General features: G+C 54.2%; 21 protein-coding genes. 3 read left to right on the top strand and 18 right to left on the bottom strand.

Features of this window, described 5'->3' with window-relative positions; genetic code table 11:
* Positions 1–107: 107 nt before the first annotated feature.
* The 6 genes from recG to M2298_RS08720 all read right to left on the bottom strand — a co-directional run bounded on the left by recG (position 108) and on the right by M2298_RS08720 (position 6910).
* Positions 108–2162: an ATP-dependent DNA helicase RecG gene (recG, locus tag M2298_RS08745; protein WP_122965094.1), complete on the bottom strand. Its 2055-nt coding sequence runs from the start codon at positions 2160–2162 to the stop codon at positions 108–110.
* A 1-nt stretch (position 2163) separates the two neighbouring features.
* Positions 2164–3048 carry an L-serine ammonia-lyase, iron-sulfur-dependent, subunit alpha gene (gene sdaAA / locus M2298_RS08740; protein ID WP_122965093.1) on the bottom strand — a complete coding sequence of 295 codons (885 nt, stop codon included), beginning with the start codon at positions 3046–3048 and terminating at the stop codon, positions 2164–2166.
* A gap of 54 nt (positions 3049–3102) precedes the next feature.
* On the bottom strand, positions 3103–3765 hold the full coding sequence (gene sdaAB / locus M2298_RS08735) for an L-serine ammonia-lyase, iron-sulfur-dependent subunit beta (protein ID WP_122965092.1): 663 nt from the start codon (positions 3763–3765) through the stop codon (positions 3103–3105).
* A 180-nt stretch (positions 3766–3945) separates the two neighbouring features.
* Entirely contained in the window at positions 3946–4800 is an 855-nt protein-coding gene (locus tag M2298_RS08730) for a DegV family protein (RefSeq protein ID WP_122965091.1), read from the bottom strand.
* A gap of 21 nt (positions 4801–4821) precedes the next feature.
* A complete protein-coding gene (locus M2298_RS08725) occupies positions 4822–6531 on the bottom strand; it encodes a DAK2 domain-containing protein (RefSeq protein WP_122965090.1) in 1710 nt (569 codons plus the stop codon).
* Between the two features lie 13 nt (positions 6532–6544).
* Positions 6545–6910, bottom strand: a complete 366-nt coding sequence (locus M2298_RS08720; RefSeq protein WP_005831018.1) for an Asp23/Gls24 family envelope stress response protein — start codon at positions 6908–6910, stop codon at positions 6545–6547.
* A gap of 245 nt (positions 6911–7155) precedes the next feature.
* Here M2298_RS08720 and rpmB point away from each other — a divergent pair, with 245 nt between their 5' ends.
* Positions 7156–7344 carry a 50S ribosomal protein L28 gene (rpmB, locus tag M2298_RS08715; protein WP_005831020.1) on the top strand — a complete coding sequence of 63 codons (189 nt, stop codon included), beginning with the start codon at positions 7156–7158 and terminating at the stop codon, positions 7342–7344.
* Positions 7345–7439: 95 nt separating this feature from the next.
* Here the strand turns inward: rpmB and spoVM are convergent, their stop codons facing one another.
* The 6 genes from spoVM to M2298_RS08685 form a co-directional block, all read right to left on the bottom strand.
* Entirely contained in the window at positions 7440–7523 is an 84-nt protein-coding gene (gene spoVM / locus M2298_RS08710; protein WP_005831022.1) for a stage V sporulation protein SpoVM, read from the bottom strand.
* Between the two features lie 20 nt (positions 7524–7543).
* Positions 7544–7681 (bottom strand): hypothetical protein, encoded by a 138-nt coding sequence (locus M2298_RS08705; protein WP_173598027.1) that lies wholly within the window; start codon positions 7679–7681, stop codon positions 7544–7546.
* A 246-nt stretch (positions 7682–7927) separates the two neighbouring features.
* A complete protein-coding gene (gene thiT, locus M2298_RS08700) occupies positions 7928–8488 on the bottom strand; it encodes an energy-coupled thiamine transporter ThiT (RefSeq protein WP_122965089.1) in 561 nt (186 codons plus the stop codon).
* Between the two features lie 119 nt (positions 8489–8607).
* The gene (locus M2298_RS08695; RefSeq protein ID WP_173598040.1) at positions 8608–9330 is read right to left on the bottom strand and encodes an amino acid ABC transporter ATP-binding protein; all 723 of its coding nucleotides are present in this window, start codon (positions 9328–9330) and stop codon (positions 8608–8610) included.
* A complete protein-coding gene (locus M2298_RS08690) occupies positions 9323–9982 on the bottom strand; it encodes an amino acid ABC transporter permease (RefSeq protein WP_122965087.1) in 660 nt (219 codons plus the stop codon). Before M2298_RS08690 ends, M2298_RS08695 begins: the two co-directional genes overlap by 8 nt.
* Positions 9983–10037: 55 nt before the next feature.
* The gene (locus tag M2298_RS08685; RefSeq protein WP_122965086.1) at positions 10038–10859 is read right to left on the bottom strand and encodes a transporter substrate-binding domain-containing protein; all 822 of its coding nucleotides are present in this window, start codon (positions 10857–10859) and stop codon (positions 10038–10040) included.
* A gap of 329 nt (positions 10860–11188) precedes the next feature.
* On the opposite strand from M2298_RS08685, the gene M2298_RS08680 reads away from it, so the two are divergent.
* Both M2298_RS08680 and M2298_RS08675 read left to right on the top strand, forming a co-directional pair.
* Positions 11189–12319, top strand: a complete 1131-nt coding sequence (locus M2298_RS08680; protein WP_173599657.1) for a M20 family metallopeptidase — start codon at positions 11189–11191, stop codon at positions 12317–12319.
* A gap of 113 nt (positions 12320–12432) precedes the next feature.
* Positions 12433–12858 carry an RDD family protein gene (locus tag M2298_RS08675; RefSeq protein WP_122965084.1) on the top strand — a complete coding sequence of 142 codons (426 nt, stop codon included), beginning with the start codon at positions 12433–12435 and terminating at the stop codon, positions 12856–12858.
* A 64-nt stretch (positions 12859–12922) separates the two neighbouring features.
* Here the strand turns inward: M2298_RS08675 and rpe are convergent, their stop codons facing one another.
* From rpe to rsmB, 6 genes are all read right to left on the bottom strand, one after another.
* Entirely contained in the window at positions 12923–13570 is a 648-nt protein-coding gene (gene rpe / locus M2298_RS08670; protein WP_063229871.1) for a ribulose-phosphate 3-epimerase, read from the bottom strand.
* Positions 13564–14454, bottom strand: coding sequence for a ribosome small subunit-dependent GTPase A (rsgA, locus tag M2298_RS08665; protein WP_122965083.1), 891 nt, complete (start codon positions 14452–14454; stop codon positions 13564–13566). The genes rpe and rsgA overlap by 7 nt, the downstream gene beginning before the upstream one ends.
* Before the next feature lie 19 nt (positions 14455–14473).
* A complete protein-coding gene (gene pknB, locus M2298_RS08660) occupies positions 14474–16456 on the bottom strand; it encodes a Stk1 family PASTA domain-containing Ser/Thr kinase (RefSeq protein ID WP_122965082.1) in 1983 nt (660 codons plus the stop codon).
* Positions 16457–16461: 5 nt separating this feature from the next.
* Positions 16462–17217 carry a Stp1/IreP family PP2C-type Ser/Thr phosphatase gene (locus tag M2298_RS08655; RefSeq protein ID WP_122965081.1) on the bottom strand — a complete coding sequence of 252 codons (756 nt, stop codon included), beginning with the start codon at positions 17215–17217 and terminating at the stop codon, positions 16462–16464.
* Positions 17218–17221: 4 nt separating this feature from the next.
* Positions 17222–18292, bottom strand: a complete 1071-nt coding sequence (rlmN, locus tag M2298_RS08650) for a dual-specificity RNA methyltransferase RlmN (RefSeq protein ID WP_122965080.1) — start codon at positions 18290–18292, stop codon at positions 17222–17224.
* Between the two features lie 198 nt (positions 18293–18490).
* Complete coding sequence (gene rsmB, locus M2298_RS08645; RefSeq protein ID WP_217021456.1) at positions 18491–19837, bottom strand: 16S rRNA (cytosine(967)-C(5))-methyltransferase RsmB; 1347 nt, start codon at positions 19835–19837, stop codon at positions 18491–18493.

Raw genomic sequence — 19837 nt, 5'->3', positions numbered from 1 at the left:
TCCTTGCCATTTCGTCACATTTTTTTCCTGAAAAAAATCGTTTTATCACCAAAAAAAGAGCCTCCCCCGCACACAAACGTGCAAAAGAAGACTCTTGCTTTCCATTTTTAATCAAAGACGATGCCATCCAGCACGCCTTCACGCTGCAAGTAATCGCGCAGCCACTGATGAGCTGGCTCCCGCCAAAAAGCGTCCTCGGCCACGAGTCTCGCGGTTTCCTGTCTGGCGACTTCCAACGCTTTGTAGTCGGCAAGCAAATCCGCGACTTTAAATTCCGGCAATCCGCTCTGCTTCGTGCCGAAAAAGTCACCCGGTCCGCGCAATTCCAAATCGCGCTGCGACAGCTCAAAGCCGTCCGTCGTCTCGCACATGACGCGCATCCGCTCTTTGCCGATCTCGGATTTCGGATCGGCGATCAAGACGCAGTACGATTGCTCCGAACCGCGACCGACCCGACCGCGCAGCTGGTGCAGCTGGGCAAGCCCGAAGCGCTCGGCATCGTAAATGACCATGTACGTCGCATTCGGCACGTTGACTCCGACCTCGACGACCGTAGTCGAAACGAGAACGGCGTGCTCCGCTGCGAGAAAAGCTTGCATCACCGCGTCCTTTTCCTTGGCAGGCAAGCGACCGTGCATCAGCCCGACGCCAAATTCTGGGAAAACATGGGTGAGCTGGGCGTGGACGTCGATTGCATTTTGCACATCGAGCTTTTCCGACTCTTCAATGAGCGGACAAATGACGTACGCCTGGCGTCCTTTTCGCAACTCATCGCGCATCTGCTCCAGGACGGCCGGAAACTGGTCGTGCTTTTTCCACGTTGTCTCAATCGGCTTGCGGCCTGCCGGCATCTGGTCGATCGTCGAAACGTCCATATCGCCAAACGCCGTAATCGCCAACGTCCGGGGAATCGGCGTAGCCGTCATGAACAAGACGTCGGGAGTCAGTCCTTTGTTGCGCAAAATGCGCCGCTGCTCTACGCCGAAGCGGTGCTGCTCGTCCGTAATGACCAGGCCGAGGCGCGAGAAGAACACGTCCTCCTGGATGAGCGCATGCGTCCCGACGACGACATCGATCAGCCCCATTTGCAGCGAGCCGATGACTTCGCGTCTGCGCTTGGCTGTCAACGATCCCGACAGCAGTGCCACCTCGATGCCGAAGTCTGACAACAGCTTCGTCAGCGACTGCACATGCTGCTCGGCAAGAATCTCGGTCGGCACCATCAAGGCGCCCTGATAGCCAGCTTTCACGGCAGCGAACAGCGCGATGGCCGCCACTACCGTTTTCCCCGAGCCTACGTCACCTTGCAACAGTCGGTTCATCGCGTGAGGCGCGAGCATGTCGTCCAATATTTCTTTGACAACCCGCTTTTGCGCGTCTGTCAGCGGAAAAGGCAGCCCTTTGACAAACTGCCGCACTTCGTCCATCGGAATGGAAAGAGCCACACCTTCCGACTGCTGCCGATTGATGCGGCGAAGCGTCTGTATTTTCAACTGGAACAAAAACAGCTCTTCAAACATGATCCGGCGGCGCGCCTGACGTCCTACTTCCGCATTTTCCGGAAAGTGGATCGAGTGAAACGCTTCGACGCGCGGCATCAGCCGATAGCGCTCCACGATGTCTGGCGGCAAAAATTCCGGGATTTCCTTGCCGTATTGCCGCAGCGCCTGCTGAATCGATTTACGCAGCAGCGTCGTAGTCATATCTCCGCCGAGCGGATAGACCGGAGACAGCTCGCCTCGTTTCGCCGCTCGCTCCGAGTCTACCTCTGTCATCTCGCTGACCGTAATCTGGAGCTTGTGCTTGTCCCATTTGCCCGTCACGAGAATTTCCTTCCCGGGCGACAGTCTCGTTTTGACAAACGTCTGGTTGAACCAGACAGCCGTCACGACCACCCGATCCATCACCAGCTTGACAGAGAGGCGCGATTTTCTTTTTCCATAAAAACGAACAGAGGGTTCGCCGTACACCGTACCTGCCAGCGTGACCCTCTCTCCATCTTTTACTTCTGTCAAATCGCGCACGCGGTAATCTTCGTAGCGGGAAGGGAAATACTCCAGCAAATCGCCGATGCTGTGAATCCCGAGTCCCGCAAATGCCTTCGCCCGTTCCTCCCCTACCCCGTGCAAAAGGGAGACGGGTGACTGATAAGCCCCAGCCATTTTACTTCTCCATCCGTACGCCGAACACTTTCGCTTCGATCATACGGCCTGTCTGGGTTGCTGCCAATCCGCCCTGCGCGGTTTCCTTCAAGGCAGTCGGCATGGAGCAGCCGATCCGGTACATCGCATCAATGACTTCATCTGTCGGAATCACGCTCTTGATTCCCGCCATCGCCATGTCCGCTGCGACTGTCGCAATCGCCGCTCCCATCGCATTTCGTTTGACACACGGCACTTCTACCAGTCCGGCTACGGGGTCACAAACCAGACCGAGCATATTTTTCAAGGCAATCGCCACTGCCTGCGCCGATTCTTCCGGGGTGCCGCCTGCCATCTCCACAATCGCAGCCGCTGCCATCGCGGTCGCCGAGCCTACTTCTGCCTGACAGCCGCCAGCCGCACCGGAAATAAACGCATTGTTGGCGATGCAATAGCCGATCGCTCCAGCCGTGAACAAGTAGTTGACCATCTGCTCGCGGGTTGGTTGCAGCTTGTCTGAGACGGCAAACAGTGTTCCCGGCACAATCCCACAGGCACCCGCTGTCGGTGTCGCTACGATCGTTCCCATCGCTGCGTTCACCTCGTTGACCGCTACCGACATCGACACGGCGTTGAGCAGAGTCGGGCCGGACAAGAAAGGCTTGTTCTTCATATATTCTTGCAGTTTTTTCGCATCGCCGCCCGTGAGTCCGCTATGGGAGCGGATATCTTCCGTAAGGCCGCGGCGCACTGCTTTTTCCATCACATCGAGATTGGCGTACATGTCTTGCATGATCGCCTCTTTTGTACGCTGGGAAACTTCCATTTCCGCTTCGATCATCACCTGGGAGATCGGTTTCCCTTGCGATTCGGCCAATTCTACCAGTTCAGCTACATTACGAAACATCTGGTTGATTTCACTCCTCTGATCCTGCTATTCGTGCTTTGGCTCGGATGTTGGCTAGAGCGAGAGCAGGGAAACATCAAAAATATGGGGAATCTGACGAATTTCCTCCAGCACTTCTGCGGAAACCGTCGAGTCTGTCTCAATCGCCATCAAGGCGCGGGAGCCGCGTTCGTGTCGGGACACTTCCATGAATCCGACATTGATCCGGTGCTGCGTGAGCACTTTCGCTACAGCGGCAATCATGCCGAAGCGGTCTTCGTGCAAAACGAGCAACGTCGGCGTGTCGAAACCGAGCTGAAACGAAAAGCCGTTCAGTTCCAGCACCTCGATTTTTCCGCCGCCAATCGATACGCCTACCAGTTCAACCTGGTGCTGATCGTCAGACAGCTTGATCCGCGCCGTGTTCGGGTGCTCCGTCAAAACGTCGGAGGTAGTCAGCGCGACTTCCATCCCGGCTTTTTCTGCAAGCAGGAGCGAATTTTTCAAGCGCAGATCGGATGTATCGAAGTCGAGAATCCCTGCAACGGTCGCCACATCGGAGCCGTGTCCCTGATAGGTTTTCGCGAATGAGCCGTAAAAAGTAATGTCTGCCCGCTGTGGCTGACGTCCGAACAGCTTGCGTGCCACCCGGCCAATCCGGGCTGCGCCAGCTGTATGGGAACTCGATGGTCCAACCATGATGGGGCCGATGATATCAAATACGCTTTTATACTTCAACCGGTTCTCCTCCTGAATGACAAGGGGTTCAACAAGATTCACTCTCATTGTATCCTACAGGCTGTCAAAGCGCCACATGGGAAAGTGTAGCGTGTGCTGTCATCGCCCTCGCCGCTTCACTCGCGTAAAAAGCCTCCCATCCACCGGGAGGCTTTCTCTCATCTGATTCACTTTGACTTTTTATTGCTTGACCATCACGACGCCCAGAAGCCCTGGGCCTGTATGTGTGCCGATTACCGGGCCGATTTGCTCCAGGTGTGACTCGCTTACCTGGAACTCGTTTTTCACCCGCTCCAACAGCTCGCTTGCTTGCTCGTGGGCACTGCTGTGGAGAATCGCGACTCTTACAGGCTGGCCCTGCGCATACTCTTGCAAGGCTTCCAGCACGCGGTTGAGCGCTTTTTTCGTGCCGCGCACTTTGTCAAAAGCAGCCACGTAGCCTGCCGGGTCGAGCGTCAAAATCGGTTTGATATTGAGCAAAGAGCCGATGACAGCCGAAGCTCGGCCAATCCGGCCGCCTTTTTGCAAAAACTCCAGCGTATCTACGATAAAGTACACTTGCACGGAATCGAGATAGCGGTCGATCGCATCGAGGATTTGTTCCTTGCCTTTTCCCGCTTTCGCATCCTTGGCCGCTTCCACGCAAATCATTCCGTGCACGAACGACGCTTTGCGCGAATCGATTACGGTAATATCGATGTTTTCGTCGAGCATGGACTTCGCGATCATCGCGGACTGATACGTGCCGGACAAGGAACCGGACAGAAGAATGGCAATGATTTGTACATCGCTTCCGTACTCTTCCCGGATGGCTTTGTACGCCTCGGCAAACTCAAGCGGCGATGGCTGCGAAGTAGTCGGCAAAGCATGAGACTGCTTCAGCTTTTCAAAAAACTCGGATGAAGAGATCGTCACTCCGTCCAAATACGTCTCCGAGCCAAACATGACCTTCAACGGAACGGTCACGATACCGAGCGACTGCCTTACAGACGCGTCGATGTCGGACGCGCTGTCAGTAAGAATCACAACTGGCATTCTGGCGTGCTCCTCTCCTCGTTACTCCACGGAAAAAATGAAGGGATACAGCGGCTGTCCGCCAGGCTGAATCTCCACTTCCGCATCCGGGTATGCGTCTGCCACAGCTTCCTGCAACGCTTCGGCATGCTCTTCTGTCGCTCCTTCTCCCAGGAACACGGTGACGATTTCCGTCTCTTCGTCCACCATCCCCAGAAGCAGCGTCTTGGCGCACTCCAAAAGCTCTGGCCCAGCCGTGACGATTTCTTTTTCTTCCAAGCCGATGAAGTCGCCTTCCTTGATCGTGACTTCACCCATTTGCGTATCGCGAACCGCATGTGTCACCATTCCCGTCTTTACCTGGGAGATGGCTTTTTCCATCGCGGATGCGTTCACAGACGGCTCGGCGTCTGCGTGGAAAGCGAGCGCCGCCGCCAAACCTTGCGGAACGCTCTTCGTCGGCACGACAGTAACCGGAACCTCTGCGAGTGCAGCAGCCTGTTGTGCCGCCATAATAATGTTGCTGTTGTTTGGCAATATGATGATGTGCTGGGCAGACAGTCCTGCGACAGCTTTCATGAAATCTTCTGTGCTCGGGTTCATCGTCTGGCCGCCCTCGACCACGACATGCACACCCATGCTGCGCAAAATTTTGGCGATGCCTTCGCCCGCAGCGACTGCAATCAATCCGTAAGGGAGCTGTTCACTCGCAGGCTGGACAGTTGGCTCTGCCGCCTTCGCCTCGCTTTTGCCCTCTTCCGCTTTGAGTATGTTCGCATGCTGCTCGCGCATGTTTTCGATTTTGATCCGGTGCAGGCTTCCGAACTGTTGCGCGTATTGCAACACTTGGCCCGGATGCTCTGCATGAATATGTACTTTGACGATTTCGTCGTCGGAAACTACCAGGAGCGAGTCGCCCATCGTATCCAGATGACCGCGGAACAACAGCTCGGAAAACGGCTTTTTGTTCGGCTCTGTGCTATGTGTGACATGAACCATAAATTCCGTGCAGTAACCGTGCTTGATGTCCTCCGTTTTCAGATGGACTTGTGCATTGTGCTGTTCGGAAATCAGCTTGTCCAGCTCTTCCGGGCGCACGGACGGCTTGGCTTGTTCTCCGCGCTCGGCAAATTCCTCGCCGCGCAAGGCGCGCAAGAACCCTTCATAAATAAACAGAAGGCCCTGTCCGCCTGAATCGACGACGCCCACTTCTTTGAGTACAGGCAGCATTTCTGGCGTGCGCAAGAGCGTAGCTTGCGCCTGCTCGTACGTTTTTTCCATTACAGAGACAATATCATCTGACGTGCGCGCTGCACGCACAGCCATCTCCGCCGCTTCGCGGGCAACAGTCAAAATCGTGCCTTCCACAGGCTTCATCACTGCTTGGTACGCAGCGTCCACACCTGCTTTCAAGGCATCGGCAAATTGACGGGCGTTCACCTCGTCTTTTCCATTGACTGATTTGCTCAGGCCACGGAAAAGCTGCGATAAAATGACACCGGAGTTCCCCCGCGCTCCCATCAAAAGACCTTTTGCCAGAGCAGCAGCACTGTCCGAGATGCGGGGAGATTCCTTGCGTCTCAGCTCATCCACACCGGATGTGAAAGTCAAATTCATGTTTGTCCCCGTATCGCCATCCGGCACCGGAAAAACGTTCAAGCCATCTACTACTCTGACGTTGTCGGATAATAGGTTCGCCCCCAGGTAAACCATCCGGCTAAACAGCACGCCATCTAGATGCGTATGTACCAACTGATGTTCCTCCTTACGAATCTCTGTCTGTACGAACTCCCTGCACAAAGATGTTTACGGCAGTGACGTCGATGCCTACCGTTTGCTCCAAGGTATATCTCACTCGGCGTTGCACGTTGCCTGCCACCTCGGAAATTTTCACGCCATAGCTGACGATAATATGCATGTCCAAAACCACTTCGCCGTTCGTATTGTGCACGACGACACCTTTGCTCAAGTTGTCGCGGCCAAGAAGCTCGGCAATTCCATCTTTCAACGCCTTGCGGGAAGCCATGCCCACCAGCCCGAAAACTTCCATGGCTGCGCCTCCGGCAATTCGTGCAATTACGTCCTCTGTAACATCAATTTTTCCTAATGATGTGCTCATTTCCACTGTCATTGAAGGACTCCTCCTCTGTTAAACAGCTTGCCTCATAGGTAAGCGTACCCATGCTTCCCTCAATTCTACACTAACGGATGTGAGAAATGAAGCGTTTTGTCGATCCTACCAACCCTATGAGAAAGAGCTGGCAAATCATCTTGTCAAGTATTGCAATTGACAGCAATCATGTGCTAATATAATCGAGTATTTGTATTTCCCATCAAGGAAATCCCGTTTAGATGCAACAAGGGAGGTGGATTGTAATGGCACGTCGTTGTTTTGTAACAGGTAAATCTGCAAAAGCTGGAAACGCTCGCTCCCACTCCATGCGCGCAACTCGCCGCACTTGGGGTGTCAACGTACAAAAAGTGCGCATTCTCGTTAACGGTAAACCGAAGCGCGTTTATGTAAGCACTCGAGCACTGAAATCCGGTCTCGTAACTCGCGTATAGTTTTTCTAAACAACGCGAAAAAAAGCACCCTCGAGGTGCTTTTTTGCATTTCTCCGACGTTCCTTTTCCATCTTTTCATGAAGGAGGCCGCGTCTTCATTTTTTCTTGTTGAATGCCTCGATGATGCCGCGAATCATGCCACCCAGGAACTTCGGCAACTTGATGGTGTAAAACCGCATGCTACCCCTCCTCACCGAAATTACTTCCCACGATACAAAAACCAGCCTGCCCCCATGAGTGCCGCCGCCAACAGGCTATACCAAACCCACGGAGGTGCCATGTACAGGAAAATGGTGATTCCCCCGACAGCCAACGCAACCCCGAGAACACGTCGCAAGGCGCCCCCCTGTCGCAGGCGATAGGAGCGCAATCCCATTTCATTGTGCACCTCCTTTAGGTGTTCTCCCAAACGTGCATATTACATCATATTCTGCTGTCGGATAAACATGTATCCTGCCACGCGAAAATGTCGATGTCCACCAAAAACTCCCGTGGAATCGCGCCACGACAAAATGAAAAATCAGGCAACATGATTGCTGCCTGATTACATTATGAATCCGCTGTGCCATTTATGCAGGTCCAACTAAGCTACTCTGTCTCGCGCAGGGAACAACAGTTGGGAAGCGCTGCCCAGCACGACTGACAAGACCACTCCCGCGATGATCATTTCGGGAATGAGGTAAGTGATGTTGTAAACAAACGAGTACAGCGCCACATTCATGCCTTCAGGCGCGTACTGCCCAAACCAGATGACGCCGGAAGTAAAATGGCAAGCCAGGCGGCCGAGCACGCCGATGAGCAAGCCGCCCCAGAGCACGGCAACCCGTTGCTGTTTCTTTTCATAGCGGGACAAGCGAACCAGTCCCGTCAACCCCAGGAAGGCGAATGCCAGCGGATAATCCAGCAGCACCTGCACAGGGTTCACCAGCGTGCTTCCCAGCATGAGCTGCAGCAATCCGACGAGCGTGCCCGTCACGACGCCTGCGGTCAAACCGCGGCGGACAGCGATCAGCGCAATCGGCACCATGACCAGCGAGACAGAACCGCCCTGCGGCATTTCAAAAACTTTAATCTGGCTAAACACGAAAGCGAGCGCAGCCATCATCGCCATTTCCAGCAAGATGATCAAGCGTTGTCGATCCAACTATCTTCACTCCTTATAACCTAATGAACATTCCAAATCAACCTGATTCTAGCCCAAGTGCATGCCTCTGTCAAAGAGAAAAGCCGCGGCCCCAAAGCGGCACCGCGACTTTTTTTCCACTAGCGAACTTTCTCCAGAAACTGCTTGGCCCGTTCGCTTTTCGGATTTTGAAAAAACTCTTTCGGAGGCGTCTCTTCCAAGAGTCGACCATCATCGATGAACAGAATGCGATCAGAAACTTCTTCGGCAAAACGCATCTCGTGCGTCACAATCGCCATCGTCATCCCGGTATGAGCCAGCCCTTTCATAACTTCCAGCACCTCTTTGACCATTTCCGGGTCGAGCGCGGAAGTCGGCTCGTCAAACAGCATGATTTGCGGCTCCATGACGAGCGAGCGGGCAATCGCCACCCGCTGCTTTTGTCCACCGGACAAGCGGGACGGGAACACGTCGGCTTTGTCAGCCAGACCGACACGCGCCAAAAGCTCTCTTGCCTTCTTCTCTGCTTCGCTTTTTGCCATGCCTTTCACCTTCATCGGCGCATACGTCAGGTTGCTGAGCACCGTCATGTGCGGGAACAGGTGAAAATGCTGGAACACCATCCCGATCTGCTGGCGAATCGCCATCACATTCGCTTTTGGATCGGTAATGTCTTGACCGTTGATCGCGATTTTGCCGCTGGTTGGCACCTCCAGCAAATTCATGCAGCGCAAAAGCGTGGATTTTCCCGAGCCGGACGGCCCGATGATCGCCACGACTTCCCCTTTGCCGATCTCGGTGGAGATGCCCTTGAGTACGTTTAGTTGCCCGAAAGACTTGGTAATGTTCTCGATCTTAATCACTGCGTCTCATCCTCCGTTCCACAACGCGCGCCACCCATGTCAACATCATGACCATGACATAGTACAAGGTGCCGGCGATAATGTATGGCTCAAAGTAGCGGAAGATGGCCCCTTTTACCACGTTTGCATTTTGCATGATGTCGGACAAGCCAATCGTGGAGACCAGCGCCGATTCCTTCAGCAGCGCAATCGTCTCATTCACCAGCGCAGGCAGGATGTTCTTGATGCCCTGTGGCAAAATGATGTCGAGCATCATGCGGCGGTACGGAATGCCGAGCGCTTTGGCCGCTTCCCACTGGCCTTTGTCGACCGCCATGATTCCGCCGCGAATCGTCTCTGATATGTACGCGCCCGAGTTCAGCGTAAACGTCAGGACAGCCGCTTCCAGCTGCGAAATATTGTAGCCGGTAAGCTGCGGGGTCGCAAAGTAAACAAAGGTCAGCTGCAAAATCAGCGGCGTGCCGCGAAAAACGGACGTATACGCGATAGCGAGCCAGTTCAGCGGTCCGAATTTAGAAATTTTGATGAGTGCGAGGATCGAACCCCAGACGAAACCCAGTACGACGGAAATCAATGTAACAAGCAGCGTGCCCTTTATCCCCTGCAAAATGAAAGGGATATAGGGCACGATTTGCGCAAAATCCAAATTCATGCCCGTTCTCACCTCTTGCTACGTTGCGTAGTAGTTACTTCGTTATGACCAGAGATTATTGAGCGAACCATTTTTGGATCAGCTTGTCCATTTCTCCGTTTTCCTTCATTTTCTTGATGACTTCGTTAAACTTCGCTACGTGCGGAGAGCCTTTTGGAAAAGCGATGGCGGAGCCGTTTGTTTCGTCTGTTTCGAGCGTCGTGAATTGCAGGCCAGGATTGCTCTCGACGAAGCTTTTTGCCACATGGTCCTCGATGATTGCCGCATCGACACGACCTGTTTTCACTTCTTCCACGATCTCACCCAGCTTGTTGAGGGAAGTGACTTGCAAGCCTTGTACCGTTTTGCTCATCTCTTTGGCTGCTTCTTCCTGGATGGAACCGAGCTGAACCGCGATTTTTTTGCCAGCCAATTGCTCCGGCTTTGTAATGTTGCTTTCTTTTTTGGAGACAAGCGTGTTTTTCGCATCGTAGTAAATATCGGAGAACTCCGCGTTTTTCTGGCGCTCCGGTGTCGGCGTCATGCCTGCCATAACGAAGTCTGCGCGATTGGTTTGCAGCGCCGGAACCAGTCCGTCGAAGTTCATGTCTGTCACTTGCACTTCGTAGCCAAGCTCATTTGCGATGTATTTGGCAATGTCAATGTCGAAGCCGACAATTTCGTCTTTTCCGCTTGTCAGGTCGTGGTATTCATACGGTTTGTAGTCAGCAGACGTCGCCATGATCAGCGTCTTTTTCTCTCCTGCTTGTCCTTGGCCAGCCGGTTGCCCCTGTCCTGCGCCCGTCTGAGGCTGATTTCCCGTACCGCATCCTGCGATCATAGCCGCTGCCAAAAGAGAAGTTACTGCAAGAGAAAGAATTGAAGTCCGTTTTTTCATTGTGTACCCCCGGTAAAATGATTTACTGCAAAAGCAGCCATGCTTGACTTGAATATTTTGCACAACAACTTATATTTATGCAGGATAATGACTATTTTAATCATTTACTAAACAATTTCAATCATTTTTTCACCATCTGCTAATTATGCAAAATACAGAATTTTACACACAAATCACTCTCCCCCTTTTTCTCACGGTGCTTGCTGCTTCGCCTAGTATGCCCAACCTCGGCAAATATCGTGACGGCTTCGCGGATTTTTCTCTGGCGAAAACAGGAGAGAAGATTTATAGTGCAGTATGAAAAGCTCGTACATAAAGGAGGAAATAAGATGAGTACGAATTGGACGTCCTACTTTCGCGAGCAGCTCCCGGACATGGTCGACGAGCTGCGCACCTACGTGGAAATGGAGACACCGACTCACAACAAGGAAGCTGTTGATCGACTGGGCCTGTATATCGCAGAGCGTTTCCGCGAGCTTGGCTGCCGCGTCGAGCGCCTGCCGCAACAAACGTACGGCGATCAGCTCCGCATCGAATACGGCGAAGGCGAGGAGCAAGTGCTCATACTCGGTCATTTCGATACTGTGAAAGAGATCGGCACGTTGCAAAAAGAGCCTTTGCGCGAGGAAAACGGGCGTCTGTACGGGCCTGGCACGTACGATATGAAGTCGGGGATCGTCTTCGCCTACTTCGCTCTGCGCGCGATTATCTCGCATGGGCTGCCGCTGTCCAAAAAGCTCGTCTTTTTCTGGAACACGGACGAAGAGATCGGCAGCGTCTCCTCCGAACAGTTGATCAGAGCGGAAGCCAAGCGAAGCAAATACACGCTGGTTCTGGAGCCAGCGGCAGGAGACGGTTCCTTGAAGACAAGCCGCAAAGGCGGCGGGGAATTTTTCCTGACGGCAACAGGACGAGCCGCTCATTCGGGCAACGACCACGCTATCGGGGTAAATGCTATCGAAGAACTGGCGCATCACGTCCTGGCGATTCAGTCGTTTACCGATTATGCGGCTGGCACTACGTTGTCTGTCGGCACGATCAAAGGAGGCAGCGTCTCCAACGTCGTACCTGACTGGGCGATGGCAGAAATCGATGTTCGCATCGAGAGCCGTGCGGAAGCAGAGCGAATTACCCGATTGATGAATCAGCTTGCACCTGTTCTGCCCGGCGCGGGGCTGAAACTCGAAGGCGGGATTGCCAAGCCTCCGATGGAGCGAAACGCTGGCACCGAGAAACTGTTTTTACTGGCTCAGGAGCAAGCGCGTCTGGAAGGCTTCGAGCTGACAGAACAGGGCGTAGGCGGAACCAGCGACGGCAATTTTGCCGCAGACGCCGGATGCCCGACACTCGATGGGCTTGGTCCTGTCGGGGATGGCGCACACGCTTCGCACGAGCACATCGTCCTCGATGCGATTCCGGGACGGGTTGCGGTCTTGCTTCGCCTGCTTACGGCCCTGTAAAGCCGCTCCCCTGCCTGCTCAGGCACCGGAGAATCGGCAGGCTTGTTTCGTGAAATACTTTCAAGAGATCAGACATATATATTCCCTAGCCTACAATGAAAGGAAGGGTACATATGGAAAACGTTGCACCAGTGCCAAGCAATCCCGTCGGTTTTTGGCGGCGTCTCGGAGCATCCTTGCTGGACGGCCTGATTATTGGCGTGCCTCTTGCTCTCATCAGCTACCTCATTACTGGGGATACAGAAGGCAACATCGTGACCAATCTGATCTCGACTTTATACAGCCTGCTCGTTCCGGTGTTCTGGTACGGCTACACGGTCGGCAAAAGAATTGTCGGCGTGCGCATCGCCCGCGTAGACGGGGAACGCGTCGGAATCGGCACGATGCTTTTGCGCGTGCTGGTCGGCATGATGCTCATTTACGGCATCACATTTGGCATCGCTGCGCTTGTCAGTCTGGTCATGGTCTGTGTGCGAAAAGACAAGCGAGCCATTCACGACTTGGTTGCTGGCACGTACGTAACCTCTGATCAGCCCTGACGCTCGCTTCCCACGAAAAAAGCCGACTGCTCGAAAAATGGCAGTCGGCTTTTTGCTATGCTTTTTATCCGCGGATGGCAGAGATCGCTTTCGCCCGGTCTTGCTGGTTGAATACGGCACTTCCGGCGACGAGCACAGTTGCCCCCGCTTCTTCGCACAGGCGAGCCGTTTCCACGTTGACCCCGCCGTCGATTTCGATCTCGACATGGCCCAGTCCGCGTTCATTCAGCAACTGGCGCAGCTCCTTGATTTTCGGAACGACGCTGTGAATGAATTTCTGGCCGCCAAAACCCGGATTGACTGTCATCAGCAAGACCATGTCCAAGTCAGCAAGCACAGGCTCGATCGTCGAAACCGGAGTGGCCGGATTCAGGACTACACCCGCTTTTACGCCCTGCTCTTTGATCAGGTAGAGCGATCTGTGCAGGTGGCGGCACGCTTCCTGATGAACCGTGATCCAGTCTGCACCGCTTTTGGCAAACTGCGGGATGTAGCGGTCCGGTTCTTCAATCATCAAATGAACATCCAGCGGCAGCTTGGTCACAGGGCGAATCGCCTCGACGATCAATGGCCCGATCGTAATGTTTGGCACAAAATGTCCGTCCATGACATCGACGTGAATCCAGTCTGCTCCCCCGCGCTCGACATCGAGAATCTCCTCGCCCAGACGGGCAAAATCCGCTGACAGGATAGAAGGTGCGATTTTTACCATGGTTTGTTCCTCCGTTGATATTCTTTCAGCTCTTCACGGAACTGTTTGTAGTGGGCATAGCGCTCTTCGCACAGCTCGCCCGCAGCCAGCGCCTCCTGTACGGCGCAAGACGGCTCGCTCACGTGGAGACAGCCGCGGAACTTGCAATCCGCACTAAGCTCGGCGAAATCGCGGAACGACTCTGCCAGATCCAGCTCGGTAAAATCGATGAACTCGAGCGAGCTGAAGCCTGGCGTATCGGCTACATATCCGCCCCCGTCCAGCGGAATCAGCTCTACGTGGCGGGTCGTATGCTTTCCTCGGCCCAGCTTTTCGCTGACGTCTCCAGTCTGGAGACTGACACCGGGAAACAGCGTATTGATCAGCGATGATTTGCCTACCCCTGACTGCCCGGCGAAAACGGTAATCCGGTCGTGCAAAATCTCGCGAACCTCGTGCAGCCCGCGTTCGTCCACGGTCGAGGTCGGGATCACGCGATAGCCGATCTTCTCGTATTTTTGCACAATCGCGTCCACTTCTTCCTGCGGCACCTGATCAGCCTTGGACAGCACGATGACGGACTCAATCCCGACATGCTCCGTATGAGCCAAAAACTTGTCCAAAAGAAGCGGACTGAACATCGGCTTGTACATGGAAAAGACGAGGACGGCCTGATCTACATTGGAAATGGGCGGGCGGACCAGTTCATTGGTCCTTTCGCCCACCTCCATCACATAGCCTTCTTCTTCGTTGATCGCATCGTAGACGACCCAGTCGCCTACAAGCGGGTTGACCTTGGCATCTTTTTTCTTGAACAGCCCTCTTGCACGGCAACTGTAGATGCGCCCTTCATCGGCTACATAGTAAAAGCCGCTCAGCGCTTTCACAATCCGTCCCTCTGGCATTCATGTCCCTCCACTTGTTTTACGGCAGGCTGTTGTACGAGATCGGAATCGTTTGGTATTCCTTAAATTCGGTTTCGTTCTGCCTTTTGACCGTTGCTTTGACCAGCGCGTCTTTTTGTGGCGATACGACTACCGGAACGTCGTATTCCTTGTTCTCGGCAATCGCCTCCTGGTAGAGCACTTTTGCATCGCCGCGCGCGTCTGTCACTTCAATCTTCACTTCCAGCGTCTCGCCAGGCACGACTTCGACGTACACAGGCGCGACGGCGGACTTGGCGTCCTGCGGATACTGTCCGTTGCTGACGGTCAGCGGGACAGCCACCCCTTTTTGCACTTGCATGCCCGGGTCATAAGGATGGGTGCTCAGCACTTCCCCCTCTTTGTCGGTCGAGTACGTAGGCACTTTCTTGATTTCCCCGACGTTGAGCTCTTTTTTGAACAGCTCCACTTGCGCCGCTTCGACCGATTTGCCGCGTACATCCGGCATGGTCACGAACGCTTTTCCTTTGCTGATCGTCACCGTCACGCTTGTTTTTCCTGCATACACCTTCTCATTTGCTTCCGGCGACTGCTTGATGACGGTTCCCACCTCGGCCTTGTCGTCCTCTTCTTCGACGAACTTGACCGATTCCAGCTTGAAGCCATTCTTTTTCAACGTCTCTTCCGCCGTTGCCCGCGGCAAGGTGATCAGGTTCGGCATGTCGATCAGCTCTTGGCCTTTGCTGACGTACAAGGTGACGACGGCCTTTTCCTTCAACCTCATCGGCGGAGCCGGGTCTTGCCTGATGACCATTCCTTTTTCCATCGTATCGTTCGCTTCCTCGACGATTTGCGGAACGAGATTCGCTTCCTGAATCTTTTTCTCAGCCAAGGACACTTCGGTTCCTTCCACATAAGGGACGGGCACCTCCGGGACAGATGGCACGACGTTCAACAGGAAGTTGAATCCGAAGAACGCCAGCACGAAAAACAGTCCGATTCCGCCGACCCAGAGCAGCGCCTTCACCCACCATTTTTTCTGGGGTCTTTGCTCCTCGTCGTCTCCGTTCGGCTCCTGGCGGCTGCGCTGTCCGCCTCCGGTCCGTCCGTGCGTGTGCCCTTCCATCATTTCCGGCGTAATAATCGGGACGACACGCGTCATCTCTTCATCAATCGGAAACGTCAGCTTTTCTTCGTTCAACCGTTCCGGAAACAGGCACGTCTCCAAATCTTCAAGCATTTCGCGGGCCGAGGCGTACCGCAAAAACGGGTCCTTGACCAATGCTTTCAAAATCACGTTTTCCACGCTCTGCGGGATGTTCGGATTCACCTGGCGCGGTTCAGGCAGCGGTTCCTGCAAATGCTTGAGCGCCACGGAAATCGGGGAATCCCCGGAAAACGGCAGCTCTCCCGTCACCATTTCGTACAAGACAATCCCCAACGAGTAAATATCCGACTTTTCCCCTGTAATCCCGCCACGCGCCTGCTCTGGCGAAAAATAATGGACAGAGCCAAGCATGGCGTTGGTGTGGGTTATGGTAGCAGAAGTAACTGCTCGCGCAATTCCGAAGTCCGTTACCTTCACCCGACCGTTTTTGCCGATCATGATATTGTGCGGCTTGATGTCTCTATGAATAATCTGGTTCTGGTGCGCATGATCGAGTGCATCGCAAATTTGTTCGGCGATGCGCACAGCCTCTTCCACCGGCAATGCCCCACGCTGGATAATCACTTCTTTCAGCGTGTAGCCTTCTATGTACTCCATCACCATGTAATGCGTGTCGCCTTCCTGGCCTACGTCGTAAACCCCGACCACATTGGGGTGAGACAAGCTTGCTACTGCCTGAGCTTCACGCCGGAACCGGTTCACAAAGTCTTCATCTGTACCAAACTGCGAACGCAGCACCTTGACGGCCACTGGACGATTCAGTATCAGATCTCTCGCTTTGTATACGATCGCCATACCGCCTCCGCCGACGCGGGATTCCAATTGGTACCGTCCTCCCAGTCGTTGACCTTCCATCTCTCTCACCCCTCTTTCTGACCGACGTCAAGCTTTTTTTGGACAGCGACCAGCGTAATGTTGTCTTCCCCACCGGCTTCCAGCGCTTCTTGCACCAGACCGTCCACTTTCGCTTGCAACGATATCTGTTTCTGCAACCAATTTTCCAAAGAGGCATGGGCTACCTTGTTGCTGAGGCCGTCTGAGCAAATGAGGACGATATCGCCCTTCGCCCATTCAAAGTGCCCCAGATCAATCAACACATCCGGCTCGGTGCCGAGCGAACGCATAATGACGTTTCGGTGTGGATGGACAGAAGCTTCCTCTTCCGTGATTTGTCCGCTTTTCAAAAGCTCGTTCACAAGAGAGTGGTCCTCTGTTTTCATGACCAGTCCGTCTGCGTTGTAAACATACAGGCGACTGTCGCCAATATGGGCCGTAATGACAGATGTTTCGCCAAGCAGCGCGGCCACTACTGTCGTTCCCATCCCGCTGCACTCCGGATGATTCAAAGCGTAATCGTACACTTCTTTATTCGCGGCCAGGACAGCATTCATCAACTGCTCGCGCGCATCTTCTGCGTCAAGCTGTCCATCCAGGTGCCGCAGTTCTTTTACTATTCGCTCAACGGCAAGGCGGCTGGCAATGTCTCCAGCCTGATGCCCGCCCATACCGTCTGCAACAATGGCCAGCACGCGTCCGTTCAGATCGGCAACACAGGCATAGTAGTCCTCATTTACCTGGCGGACGCGGCCGACATGGGATTTCATCGCGATTTCCATGGCTTCACCCCACGGTTTCTTTAGCGTGTTGTGCCCTCAGCTGACCGCAGGCAGCGGCGATATCGCTGCCTTGCTCGCGTCTGATGGTCACATTGATTCCCTTTTCATCCAAGATGCGTTTGAACTGAAAAATTTCGTTGCGCGGCGTGCGCACGTAGTCGCGCTCCGGCACGTAGTTGACCGGAATCAGGTTGACGTGGCACAGCATGTCTCCAATCAGCTCCGCCAGCTCTTCGGCGTGTTCAGGCTGATCGTTTTTGCCTCCGAACAGACCGTACTCGAAGCTGATCCGGCGACCCGTTTTGTTGATGTAATGACGGCACGCCTCCATCAGCTTGTCAAGCGGGAAGCCGCGGTTGATCGGCATCAGCTTGCTTCTCAGCTCTGTATTCGGGGCATGCAGGGAAATAGCGAGATTGACTTGTCCGCCGCGTTCGGCAAACTCGTAAATCTTCGGCACGATCCCACTGGTAGAAACGGTAATGTGACGAGCGCCGATGTTCAGCCCGCGGTTGTCGTTGATGATGGACAGAAAAGCCATCAAGCTCTCGAAGTTCTCGAACGGTTCGCCAATCCCCATCACTACGACGTGGCTGACGCGTTCCCCATCGGCATCCAGTCTGCGCTGGGCCATCAGCACCTGGGAGACGATCTCGCCTGCATCCAGGTTGCGCTTCAATCCACCGAGCGTGGAGGCGCAGAACGTGCAACCGATCCGGCATCCGACCTGCGTCGTCACACAGATGCTGTTTCCGTAGCTGTGGCGCATGATGACCGTTTCGATCGCATGCCCGTCAACGAGCTGGAACAAAAACTTGATTGTGCCATCCGTTGATTGCTGGTGCGTAATTTCTGTCAAAGAGTCCAGACGGAATGTCTCAGCAAGCTTCTGCCGCAGGTCTTTGGACAGGTTGCTCATCTCATCAAAGGAAGTCACACGCTTTACGTACAGCCAGTCAAAAATTTGCTGGGCGCGAAAAGCCTTGTCACCTACGCTGATGAGCCACTCTTTCATTTCGTCTTGGGTCAAGCTGTAAATAAGCGGCTTAGCGCTTGTAAATGTCGTGAATGGCATTTCTTTTCCACATCCTCAAAATCATTGCTTGCACAAATTATCATTCTATCATTGTACCTCGCCACGCGTCCCGCTTCAAACGGTTTTGGCATCCATTTCAGAAATGCGTCCCTTTTCCTAGTGTAAACCAATCCGCACATGCGCAAACAAAGGCAAAGGAGTGGCATTTTCCGCAATTGGCACGCCACCCCTCCCTTGCTATCCTTTTCGTTTCAATCGCGCGATAAAGAAGCCGTCACTGTCAAAATGCTGAGGCAAAATCTGCACGCAGGCACCAGACTCGTCCACTTGATTGCGAACGGCGTCAGGCAAGTCTTGCCCAAGCGTATCGTCCAAAACAAACTCCGGGTGCTCTTTGACGAAGCGCTGGACAATTTCCTGGTTTTCCTTTGGCTCAATCGTGCACGTACTGTAGACGAACACACCTTCTGGCGCAAGCATCGGAGCCAATGCCTTGAGCAGCTCGTACTGGAGCTGGGCAATCGCCCGCACGTCCTCGGGTGTTTTGTTCCACTTCAAGTCGGGCTTGCGCCGGATGACGCCAAAACCGGAGCACGGTGCATCCAGCAAAATCCGGTCAAATGTCCCGAGTCCTCTGTCTGGCAAATCGAGCGCGTCGCTTGTAATCGGCTCGATAATCGTGATTCCCAGCCGCTTGGCGGTTTGGGCAATCAGCTCGCGCTTGTGCGGATGCAAATCGCTGGCGATAATTTGTCCGTGATTTTCCATCATCTCCGCTATATGCGTCGTCTTGCCGCCCGGAGCCGCACATGCATCGAGCACGCGCATGCCTGGCTTGGCAGCGAGTGCAGGGGCGACCAGCATCGAGCTTTCATCTTGGATCGTAAAAAACCCTTCCCGGAACAAACGCGATCCGGCCACGTGTCCGCCAGCCACCACGATCGCTTGCGGGCTCAGGGCAGATGGCTGCGCTACCGCTTCCTCTTGCGCAAGCTTGTCCAGCAGTTCACTGACCGTTGTTTTCAGCGAGTTGCTGCGGATCGAGCTGTGCGGCGTGCGGTTGTTGGCTTCGCAAATCGCGATCGTCGCTTCTTCGCCGTACACTTTCAGCCACTCGCGGACGAGCCATTCCGGATGGGAATGCGCAACGGAAATTTGTGCGGCGCGGTCACCTTTTGGCAAACGCTCCCACACATCCGGCTGGCGCAGTACATTGCGCAAAACCCCGTTCACCATCGAGGCAATCCCTTGATGTCCGCGACGCTTGGCCATTTCTACGGCCTCGTGAACAGCGGCGCGCTCTGGAATGCGGTCGAGGAAACGAATTTGGTACAAACTCAGACGAAGCAAGTTGCGCACCCACATCTGCAGCTTTTTGTTCCCGACAAAATGGGACAAAACATGATCGAGTGTCAGCTTGCGCTGGATCGTCCCGTATACCAGCTCGGTCACCAATCCCGTATCCGCCGCACTGAGCTGCGCGCGATCCAGAACGCCTCTCAGCTCCAGATTGCTGTACGACTTATGCTCCTCTACCCGATTCAAAACGTCTAGCGCAATATCTCTTGCTCCCTTTTTTGCCAC

Origin of the sequence: Brevibacillus sp. 1238, assembly GCF_029892995.1 — a bacterium.
Classification (GTDB): domain Bacteria; phylum Bacillota; class Bacilli; order Brevibacillales; family Brevibacillaceae; genus Brevibacillus; species Brevibacillus parabrevis.
Note: the sequence above shows the minus strand (reverse complement) of the source record. Positions and strands in the feature narration are given on the sequence as shown.